Annotated in this window: 5 protein-coding genes; 1 reads left to right on the top strand and 4 read right to left on the bottom strand. The window is 58.6% G+C overall.

The genetic code is table 11. The features are described from left to right. Positions 1-8 precede the first annotated feature (8 nt). Both AXW79_RS06755 and AXW79_RS06760 read right to left on the bottom strand, forming a co-directional pair. Entirely contained in the window at positions 9-2,456 is a 2,448-nt protein-coding gene (locus AXW79_RS06755; protein WP_005318001.1) for an ABC transporter permease, read from the bottom strand. 54 nt (positions 2,457-2,510) lie between these two features. After that, positions 2,511-3,209 carry an ABC transporter ATP-binding protein gene (locus AXW79_RS06760; RefSeq protein ID WP_005318003.1) on the bottom strand — a complete coding sequence of 233 codons (699 nt, stop codon included), beginning with the start codon at positions 3,207-3,209 and terminating at the stop codon, positions 2,511-2,513. On the opposite strand from AXW79_RS06760, the gene AXW79_RS06765 reads away from it, so the two are divergent. Next, positions 3,208-3,807 (top strand): arylesterase, encoded by a 600-nt coding sequence (locus AXW79_RS06765; RefSeq protein WP_005318006.1) that lies wholly within the window; start codon positions 3,208-3,210, stop codon positions 3,805-3,807. The two genes, AXW79_RS06760 and AXW79_RS06765, sit on opposite strands and share 2 nt — an antisense overlap. 89 nt (positions 3,808-3,896) lie before the next feature. Here AXW79_RS06765 and AXW79_RS06770 read toward each other — a convergent pair whose 3' ends face one another. Then, positions 3,897-4,841, bottom strand: a complete 945-nt coding sequence (locus AXW79_RS06770; protein ID WP_011898387.1) for a chemotaxis protein CheV — start codon at positions 4,839-4,841, stop codon at positions 3,897-3,899. Between the two features lie 326 nt (positions 4,842-5,167). Then, positions 5,168-10,663: a type I secretion C-terminal target domain-containing protein gene (locus AXW79_RS06775; protein ID WP_276524511.1), complete on the bottom strand. Its 5,496-nt coding sequence runs from the start codon at positions 10,661-10,663 to the stop codon at positions 5,168-5,170. Between the last annotated feature and the right edge of the window lie 78 nt (positions 10,664-10,741).

Here is a 10,741-nt window from a genome sequence, read left to right on the forward strand (position 1 = left end):
GCAAGAGACTAGAGCAGCCCCTGACCGAGCCCACGCAGACGATCGCTCAGGGTGCCCGCCAGCAATTGACGCTGCATTCCCTGCCCCGCCAGCGTCACCAGCAGGGCGCCCAGCAAGGGCAAGCCGCCCCAGATGGCCCAGTGGAACTGCCACTGCCCCTCAAACCACCACCATTGCAGACCGAAGGAACATAGCTCGACCACCATGGCGGCGCACAGCCCCGCCAGCAGGCCACTGGCAACAAGCTCCCAGCGCAGCATCTTCTTGAGCAGGTCGCTGCTGGCCCCCAGGGTGCGCATCAGCAACAGCTCGCGACGGCGGTGGGCCATGCTGGCCTGGGTCTGGGTCAGCAACACCAGCAGGGCAGCCACCGTCACCAGACCCAGCATCAGACCGAGTGCCCGGCTCACCTGATCAGACACAGCCGTCAGCCGCACTATCAGATCGTCTACATCGATGAGACTCACGGTGGGATGACGACGGATGATCTCCACCTCTGCCGCTCGGCCCTGCTCCGGCAGGCGATAGCTGCCAAGCCAGGTCTGGGAGAAAGAGGCCAGCATGTCAGGGGAGAAGATCATGTAGAAATTGGGCCGCATGTTGTCCCACTTGATGGCCCGCAAACTGGTGACCTGCGCCTTGAAGCTGCGCCCCTCTATGGTGAAGCCCAGAGTATCGCCGAGCGCTATGTCGAGTCGCTTGGCCAGGTCCTGGTCCACCGACACCTGGCCGGGCCCATCCAGCCAGCGTCCATCGGTCAGACGATTGTCTGGCGGCAGGCTGGCCGTGGTGGTGAAGTTGAGTTCACGGTTCACCCCTTCCCGCCCATCCTCGTCGTTGTCTCGCACCGCCTCGCTGGCGATGCTGACCAGCCGGCCCCGAACCATGGGATAGAAATCCGAGGTCAGGGCACCCGCCTGGCGCAACTCGGTGAGGATCCCTTCCCGCTCGTGATCGGCCACGTTGACCAGGAAGCGGTTGGGCGCATCCACCGGCAAGCGGGCGGAAAACTCGTCGAGCAGGTCAACCCGTGCCGCCCACAGCAGGCCAAACAGCATGAGCGCCAGCGCAAAGCCAGCCAGCTGGAACAGGCCGCTGCCACGCTCGCGGGAGAGGTGATTGATGGCAAGGCGCAGCGCATGGGGCCCCTTGACCCGACGACCAAGCCGCAGCAGCAGGGAAGCGATCTGCGCCAGCAGCCCCATCAGCAAGCCCATGCCACCGATCAGTCCCAACGCCAGGGTCGCATCCGAGGTAAAGCCCCACACCAGACCAAACAGCCCCAGCAAACCGACCGGCAACGCCAGCCAAGGCGGGATCCCAGCCTCCAGCTCACGACGCAGCACCCGCAGTGGCGGTACCTTCAGCAGGCGCAGGAAGGGCACGAAGGCCAGCAGCAGTGTGATGAAGAAGGCGACCGCCAGACCGAGGGCAAAGGGTCGCCAGGACGGCGGTGGCAGATCGGCCGGCAGCAGATTGCCCAGCAGATGCAGGGTCAGCCACTGCATGGCACTGCCCGCCACCAGACCGAGCAGGGCACCGACCAGGGTCAGTGACAGCAGCAGTGAGCCCATCAGTTGCCAGAGCGTACGGCGGGACGCCCCCAGCGTCTTGAGCAGTGCCACCATATTGGTCTGCCGCTCGGCGAAGTGGCGCACCGCTATGCCCATGGCCAGCGCCCCCAGCAGCACCCCTGCCAGGGAGGCGAGCCGGAAAAAGCGCTCGGCATTGGCCAGCGAGCGACCCACCTGGGAACCCTGATCGTCCGGCTTGATCAGTTTCTGTCCCGCTTTTAGTTTGGGTTTGAGCCAGCGCTCATAGCTGGCTACGTCCTCGCGCGCTCCTTTGAACAGGTAACGCCACTGCTGGCGGCTGCCCGGCAGCAGGGCGCCGGTCGCCTCGATATCATCACTGTGGATCAGCGCCCTTGGCGCCAGCAGGAAGGGGCTGAAGCCCTGATCCGGCTCCTGACCCAGCACTCCTGCCACCTTGAGGAGGGTATTGCCCACCTCCAGCTCATCTCCAATTTTTGCCTCCAGCAATTGCATCACACGGGCCGAGAGCCAGATCTCGCCCGGGGCCGGTGCACGCTGGGGAGTCAGCTCCAGCTTGCCATAGAAGGGAAACTCGCTCGGCACGGCGCGGATGGAGGCCAGCTGCAGCGCATCGCCATGAAACAGCATGCTGTTGAAGCTGACCGTCGTCTGCACGGAGAGGCCCGCTTTTTCTGCCTGCTTGAGCCAGTCAGCTGGCGCAGGTGTGGCCGAGCGCAGCGCCTGGTCGGCACCGATAAAGTCGCGCCCCGATGCCTTGAGTCCGGCATCCAGTCTGTCCGCCACCAGAGCCACGCTCAGCACGCAGGCCACACTCAGCGCCAGTGCCAGCACGAACCAGCGCAACTCGCCGTTGAAGCCTTCTCGCCGCAACAGGCGCAATCCCAATCGCCACTGCATCATGCGTCACCACTCCCGTTCAATCGGCCAACCTTGCAGTCATATCCAGGCATTCTCTTATGCACGCTGCACCTCATGTTGTTCGACCTCCAGTCGTCCTGCCGCCATCACCAGTTGCCGCTGGCAACGCTGGGCCAAGTCGTGATCATGGGTGACCACCACGAGGGTGGTGCCATATTCACGATTGAGCTGGAACAAAAGTTCGATCACTGTCTCGCCGGTCTTGCTGTCGAGATTGCCGGTCGGTTCATCAGCCAGCAGCAGGCTGGGACGGGTCATGAAGGCGCGCGCTATGGCAACCCGCTGCTGCTCACCGCCAGAGAGGCGCGGTGGCAGATGGTGGAGACGTTCGCTGAGCCCCACCGCCGCCAACAGCTCGCGGGCTCTGGGCTCGCAGCGGGTCTCGCCACGCAATTCGGCTGGCAACATCACATTCTCAAGCGCACTCAGGGTAGGCAACAGCAGGAAGGACTGGAAGATAAAGCCGACCTGCTCGGCACGCAGGCGGGCACGGCCCTCCTCGTCCAGCTGCACCAGCGACTGCCCGAGGATCTCGATATCCCCCTCGCTCGGCAGATCCAGGCCAGCCAGCAACCCCAGCAGGGTAGACTTGCCCGAGCCTGAGGCGCCGACCAGCGCCAGTGTCTCGCCGGTATTGACTTGCAGGTCGATCCCTTCAAGGATGGTGAGGCTTTCCTGGCCCAGGCTAACGGTTTTGCCCAGGCCCTTGACGACAATAATGGGAGTTGAATTCATGACGCGTTTCCTGTTCGCCTTATGTTGCCTGGTTTCATCGGTACAGGCACAAACCCTGATGGTATTGGGTGACAGCCTGAGTGCAGGTTATCAGATGCCGGCGGAGCAGAGCTGGCCTGCCCTGCTCAACCAGAAATGGCAGCAGCAAGGGGGCGAGCATCAGCTTATCAATGCCAGCATCAGTGGTGAAACAACGCAAGGGGCCCTGGCCCGCCTGCCCGCTCTGCTCAAGGAGCATCAACCGGACTGGGTACTGATTGAGCTGGGAGGCAACGACGGTTTGCGAGGGTTCGCCCCCGCCATCACCCGTGACAATCTGGCCAGGATGGTGGCGTTGACCAAGGAGCTGCAGGTCAAGACAGTGCTGACCCAAATCCAGCTGCCCCGCAATTACGGGGCCCGCTACCTGCGCCAGTTCGAGCAGATCTTTCCGGAGCTGGCCGCCGCCAATGCGCTGCCACTGATGCCCTTCTTCATGGATGATATTGCGTTGCGCCCTGAACTCATGATGAACGATGGCATCCACCCCACGGCGGCGGCCCAGCCGCTGATCCGCGACCGTGTGGCCAGCTTTATCGAGCCCCTCTTGACCCAATAATGCCCCCAGTATCCCCCTATACGCACTATCGGGCCCTGTCGGCCCAAAACAAAGATCCCGCCGAAGCGGGATCTTTGTTTCCATGACCATCAGCGTTCCAGTATCTGGCGCAGCCGCTCCTGTCCCACCCCGACCAGCAGGTCCGGCTGGAATTTGGAGATAAAGCGGTCACACCCCACCTTCTTGACCATGGCCTCGTTGAAGTTGCCGCTCAGGGAGGTATTGAGCGTAATGAAGAGATCCGACATGCGGGCATCGCTGCGGATCTCGTGGGTCAGGCGATAGCCATCCATCTCCGGCATCTCGGCATCCGTGATCATCAGCAAGATTTCGTCGGTCACCTTCTTGCCCGCATCGCACCAGCCCTTGAGCAGATTGAGCGCCTCCAGGCCATCCTGGCATTCGATTACCTCCAGGCCAAGCTGGGCAAGGGTTTCTCGCACCAGATTGCGGGCCGTACTGGAGTCATCGACGATGAGCACCTTGCGACCATTCATCTGCGGCAATATGGCCAGGTCCAGCACCTCTTCCGAGATGCGGATGTCGTAAGTAATGATCTCGGCCAGCACCTTCTCCACGTCGATGATCTCGACAATCTGGTCGACGCCATCTTCGGGTACCCGGGTAATGGCCGTCAGATAGTTCGCCCGCCCGGCGGAGCGCGGGGGGGGCAAAATATCCTTCCAGGTCATGTTGACGATGTGGGCTACCTGCCCCACCAGAAAGCCCTGAATGGTGCGGTTGTATTCGGTGATGATGAGGTTGGACTCGCTGTCGATGGGCATGGCGCGCATGCCAATGGCGCTGCGCAGGTTGATCACGGGGATAGAAGTGCCACGGATGTTGGCCACCCCGCTGATGTTGTGGTGCGCCCCCGGCATTTTGTTGAGATGGGGCAGCTTGACCACTTCCCTCACCTTGAAGACGTTGATAGCAAACAGTTGTCGGGATCCCAAACGGAACATCAACAACTCCAGACGGTTCTCCCCTACCAGCTGGGTACGTTGATCCACTGAATCCAATATGCTCGCCATATAAAGCCCTTACGTCCGTTGCCCGAGTCTCGCCATAGTATAGAAGGGTCAGAATCCCAACACGACCCGTATTCTTATCCTATGTCGGCCAGATGATGACGGAACTTGATGAAAAAAATCGAGAATCGGCTCAAAGCCGGTCTCTCCCCACACTTGTCAGCAGCCAAATGGCTGACCCGCAGCCCTTTCGGCCCCGGGTGTGGGCCAGACTTTTACGATGCGCAGCCGAATCCCCGGCCATCACCGCCAGTGGATACACTTTCCGTTGGCCAGACATAAAAAAAGCGGCAGATTGCTCTGCCGCTTTTGACTAACTTCAAACCGGATTACTTGTCGATATCCAGCATGTTGTTGCTCAGCATGTAGTCGATCACCTGGGAAGAGGTGGACGCCGCACTGCCGGTGAGACTGTCGAACGTGTGGTTCATCAGCACTATCTCCTGAGTCACGGACGCCGAACTGTTCTCCTTGACCTGCAAGTGAACCCCTTCGCTGTCCTGGAACACAGAGAGCAAGCCCTTCAGATCGTTCTGGTTGTGAGAACCATCGTGATCCAGCAGGTCGCTCAGATCCAGCTTGTCACCTTCAGCTCTGGAGAAGTCGACCACATAGTCCTTGGCAATGGTGCCGCCAGTGGTATCGCCCTGCAGCCAGGTAAAGGTGTCAGCCCCGGCATCCCCCTTGAGGATATCGTTGCCCAGGCCACCGACCAGAATGTCATTGCCCAGACCGCCGCTCAGGGTGTCGTTGCCAGCACCGCCATACAGGGTGTCGTTGCCGCTACCGCCGTACAGGGTATCGTTGCCGCTCTCGCCATACAGAGTATCGTTGCCACTCCCGCCGAACAGGATGTCGTTGCCGGCACCACCGAACAGGAAGTCATCACCCCCCTGACCGAACAGTATGTCGTTGCCTTCCCCGCCGATCAGCACATCGCCCTTGTCGTTGGCGGAGGATTGATCGAACTCGCTGGCATGACTGCTGATGTAGTCATGGACCTGGGCATCCGTCACCGAACCTGCACTCAACTTACCGGCTACATACTGCTTGACGGCCGCGTAGCCTTCCCCGTTGATACCGGCGAAGTGAACCGCATCGCCAAACAGTATATCGTCGCCCGCCCCGCCATCCAGCCGGTCGGTACCGGGCAGGTTGCTGACCGGGGTCCCTAGGATGGCATTGGCCAAGCCGTCAGCACTAATCCCTGTCAACACTTTGCCGTCACTGTCAAACCCTTTCAGATCGTCGACACTCAGCTGATCGCCAATACCAATAGCGTCTACAGTAACGCCTGCCGCAATCAACAGAGCGTACCCATCTCTCGCATTTTGATCGCTATTACCATCTCGGTCACCAGAGAGTGTCACCGCTTCATAGCCCCCTTTACCATCAGGGCGCATAACACCTTTCCAACGCCCATCAACACCATATACTTGGCCAGTCGTTGTAATCACCAGACGACCATCAAGATAATATTCCTGACCTGGTTGGTATTCGCCCGTCACGATCTGACTCAAATAAACAGCGCTCCACTTGCCCCCCTCCCACTGATAGCCAATGGAAGGATTAGACTCGGAATTAAACGTATTCGGCTGGCCATCCGTTATGAAGTAGGCAACATTCTTGGCATTGGTGTTTAACTTGGCAAAATCACTTTTGAACCAGTTAGCGGTTGTTTTAAAGACATCCTCATAGTTTGTAGCGCCACCATTTTTTTCACTACCATCCATGGTTTTGATAATGTTTTGCAACTGGTTCAAGGCATCAGGATCCTTAAGATCTACACTGATGGATTTGTTGACCTGAGAATCAAAATCCACCAGGAAAATATTGACCTTACCTGCGCCGTCCGTCCCGGCGCTGCTCTTGAGGCTGGCAAAGACCTGCGCCAGCTGGCTCTTGATGGTCTTCATGGCGTCACTACCGATACTGCCGGAGCTGTCGACCATAAAGGCAATGTTGTAGTTCTGACCCGGCAATATCACGCTGCCATCCAGATCCCCCACGACTATATTGTGCTCACTGCCAAAGGTGCGGTTCTGATTACCCGGCTCCCCTTCGGTGGCGTTGAAGTAGCTCAGACGGATGCTGTCTTCGTCGCTGGCGGAGCTGGTCTGATCGGTCCCCACCTCCTTGGCGATGGCCTCAACCTTGAGATCGACCTGGCCGGCACTGCTGCCGGGGACTCGCAGGGTCAGCCCGCTCAGCTTCACATCCAGCGCACTCGCACTCCACAGGCCGCTGCCGGCGGTGAGGGTGAGCTTTCCATCAACACCGACTGTACCCAGCAACTGGTTACCGCTGTAGAGCTCGGCCCCCTTCGGCATCCCGCTCAGTACCAGGCTGTCGAGCACTTCGCTGCCATCCCGATCGCTCAGGGAGGCGCTCAGCTCCAGCGGGTAATCGACCACCGTCGGCTGCACCAGGGTCAGCTCACCTGTGCTCTGGTTGAGCTGATAGATACCGTCGGCGAACTGGACATACTCCACATCATGCAGCGCCTTAGTGATGCCTGCGCCCTTTTCCGTGACGGAAAAGTCGAACCAGCGATCATTGACTGAGTATCCGCTGCCCTTCTTGATGGTGTAATCGGCGCGGTTGCCGGTCAGCACAGCGATATCGGTACCGGCACCGCCATAGAGGCCGTCGCTGCCAAGACCGGATACCAGCACATCGTTGCCGTCACCGCCGTAGAGGGAATCCCCCTGGGTCGCATTGCCGCCGACCAAGACATCGTTCCCCCCCTGCCCATAGAGCAGATCGCCACCGCCGTGGGTACTGACGATATAGTCATTGCCGCTGTTACCAAGCACCTGCTCCTGGCCACTGCTGCTGTCCGCCAGCGAGTTGGTGATGCCAAAAGCCGTCTTGTTGAAGTTACCGGATTGGAACAGCTCCGTGGTGATACTCGCACTCGGGAAACTCGGGCTGTAAGACGGAATACCATTCCCCGTCAGGGTGACGTTGACCGTGGGCTTGTCGGCCACCGCCGCCACGTCGATCACCAGCTTGCTGCCGTTGCTGAGGTTGGCACCGTCGCTTATCTGATAGCCGATGCTGGCATAGTCGCCCTTCAGGTTGCCGATCAGGGCACCGCCGCCGTTGCTGACATTGGAGCTCGACTCGTTCAGACCAGGCACGAAGCGCAGATGACCCGCATTCACCTCGTCGTAGGAGATGAGGGCGCCAGCCGACACGGCAACCCATTGCCCCGCGGCATTGAGGTATTCGAGAGTGCCATTCAGCGGCAGGGTGTTGATCTTCACCCCGAGATCGGTCACGGCCTGATCGTCGCTGGCACCAAACTGTGCCCAGGTCAGCACCTGGGGCTTGTCTTCCTGCCCGGCACTGTGGCCCCCTGCAGCAGTCGGCGCCCGATCGTTGTCAAGGATGGTGCCCGTGCCGTTCTGACCGCCCACTGTCACCGTCAGCGTCTCGGTAGTTTCAACCAGTCGATCGTTCACGGTCGGCAGCGTCACGGTAAAACCGGATACCCCGGCCGGCACAGTGATCTTGCCTGTGGCGCTGTTGTAGGTCACCCCATTGCTGAATTGTGCAATTCCCCAATCAGAGCTGGATGCCGGATTGGCACCGCTGCCCTGAATAGCGAAGTCATACTGGGTCGCCTCATGGGTCTGGTCAGACAGGGTCACCGTATGAGAGAGATTGCCGCCTTCCTCCGCGTTGCCGCTCGAGACAGATTGTACGACTGGCGTCACCAGTGGTTTGGTTGCAAAAGATCCCAGGCTGGAATCACCATCCGCATCCACTACCTTGATCTGGAAGTCGATATCACCGTCGCCAAGCGGTCTGGACATGTTCTGGTACTGGAAGAATTCCCACTTGCCGGTGGCCGGGGTAAATTCCAGACGGAACACCAGGGAACCATCGCTGGCTTCCCCATACAGGGTATTGGGCAAACCCGCTTTGCTGGAAATTGAGATCTCTTTACCAGTAGCTGTCATCAATCCCACTTCATTGGAACCCAAAAGATCTATATGCCCCTTGCCATCAGCCCCCCATTGCGGTGCAACAGTCCCCGAGCCATAGGCAATAGCCTGTGGAGTGGTCGTACCGAGGAATTCAATTGACTTGACGGTAAAGTCGCTGTTGTCCGAGATATTGGTGTTGCCATTGTTGGTCGCCTTGATCACCATGGTGTCAAAACCACCCTGTTGTACCTGGAAGTTCTGGTTGTACTCTCCACCTGCAGCATCCGAGCTAAATGTAAGTGTAGAGATCAGCACCCCTCCGCGGTAAAACTCCACGACACCACTCTCCTTCTCTCCACCAAACATCTGGCTGAACTTGATGTTGGCACCATAGGCTACAGTCCCCGGATCGAGCTTGACGATTAGCTCCTCGGATGCAGACTTGCCATTGTCAAAGAGGCGGAAATCAACTTCATTGGCCAAGTTGTGATAAGGGCTATTGCCACTGGCAACACCAAGCCCAGCCGTTGAAGCATTAACATCTGCAGCAATAAGAGCTGAATCAGTTGCTGACTTGAACCCTTTGGCCGTGATCTTAAACCCGTCCAGATCAAGCTCTCTCTGGTTTGCCGTTGCCGAGTGTTGGGTCAGATCAAACAGGCCAGTTAACACCTTGGGAATGTCTGTTTTGGCAACGGATACCGCATCAGCATTCCCGGCGAGCGGGGCGTCATCTTCGACAGTAATCGTCAAAGGCTTAGTCACAGACAGAGCCCCGTCAGAAACAGACACATTTATCTTGAGATCGATGGTGTCTTCCTGGGTGGTATCAGCGTGATCCAACGGCTGCTTCAGGGTCACTTCATAACCCCAGTCACCTTTGCTACTACCAACTGGCGCTGTCAGCTTAACCTCAAGAACAACGTTGTCCTTGCTACCGGCATAACCAATCAACGTTTTGCTGCCAACATCCCAACTCCACTCGACCTTAACACCATCAGAATAAACTGATTTAACATCAGCACCGGTTGGCCATCCCAGTGAAACGGTCAAGTTGCTGCTGTCAACATCACCGACGGTAATCACTCCCTTGGCAACGACCTCATCAGTAGCATCTTTCTGGCCATCTTCACCCAATTCATCTTTCAGCCCACTGGGGAGACCTTCTTCGGAAACGACAGCATCGTTGGAGATAGTCAGCGTCGGTGCATCATTAACAGATTCAACCTTGATTGCTACAGTAGCAGGGGTCGGGTCTGCGAGACCGTCATTGTCCATAGCCACATATTTGAAGCTAGTGTCACCGTTCCAGTTGGGGTCCGGTTTGAAGGTCAAGCTGCCCGCATCAGCCAACGTAATGCTCTGATTCGCCACCACGGCCACACTCCCCAAGAACAGGGTACCGTTGGTCGGCAGACTCTGGATGGTAAAGCTCACCACAGTGCCGTCAATATCGCTGCCAGAGAGCGATGGAATAACAATGCTTGCGGCATCCTCTTGGCCTGTAGCCTGTTTATCCGCCGTATTGGGCGCTTCGTTAAGCACCGTCGCCGTATCACTGCCCGGCAGGGATACGTTGCCCGCCTTGTCTGTTTGGGTCGCCGTCACCGTCAACGACTTGCCGTTGGCCGGGGTAGTCTCGGTCCAGCCGATAACGCCAGTGGCGACGTTGTAGCTGTACGCATTGCCATCACTGGGTTGCAGAGTGCCGTCTGCCTTCAGGGTCAATTCGACGGTACGCTCGCTGCCACCGTTGGTGATGGTCAGGGTCACCTTGCCACCCGCAGCCAGATCCTGGTGATTGACATCTGCTCGAACCTGAATCTGATCGCTACCTATCTCGGTCTTGGTCAGCAATTGATCGTTGTTGGCATCATCAATGATGGTCACGGTCGGCGCCGGCGCGGCCACGTTGTCTACGATGTAGTTTTCGGTGTCGGACTTGGTAGTGCTGTTGCCCGCCGCGTC

The organism is Aeromonas salmonicida subsp. salmonicida (assembly GCF_001643305.1).
Taxonomy (GTDB): Bacteria; Pseudomonadota; Gammaproteobacteria; order Enterobacterales; family Aeromonadaceae; genus Aeromonas; species Aeromonas salmonicida.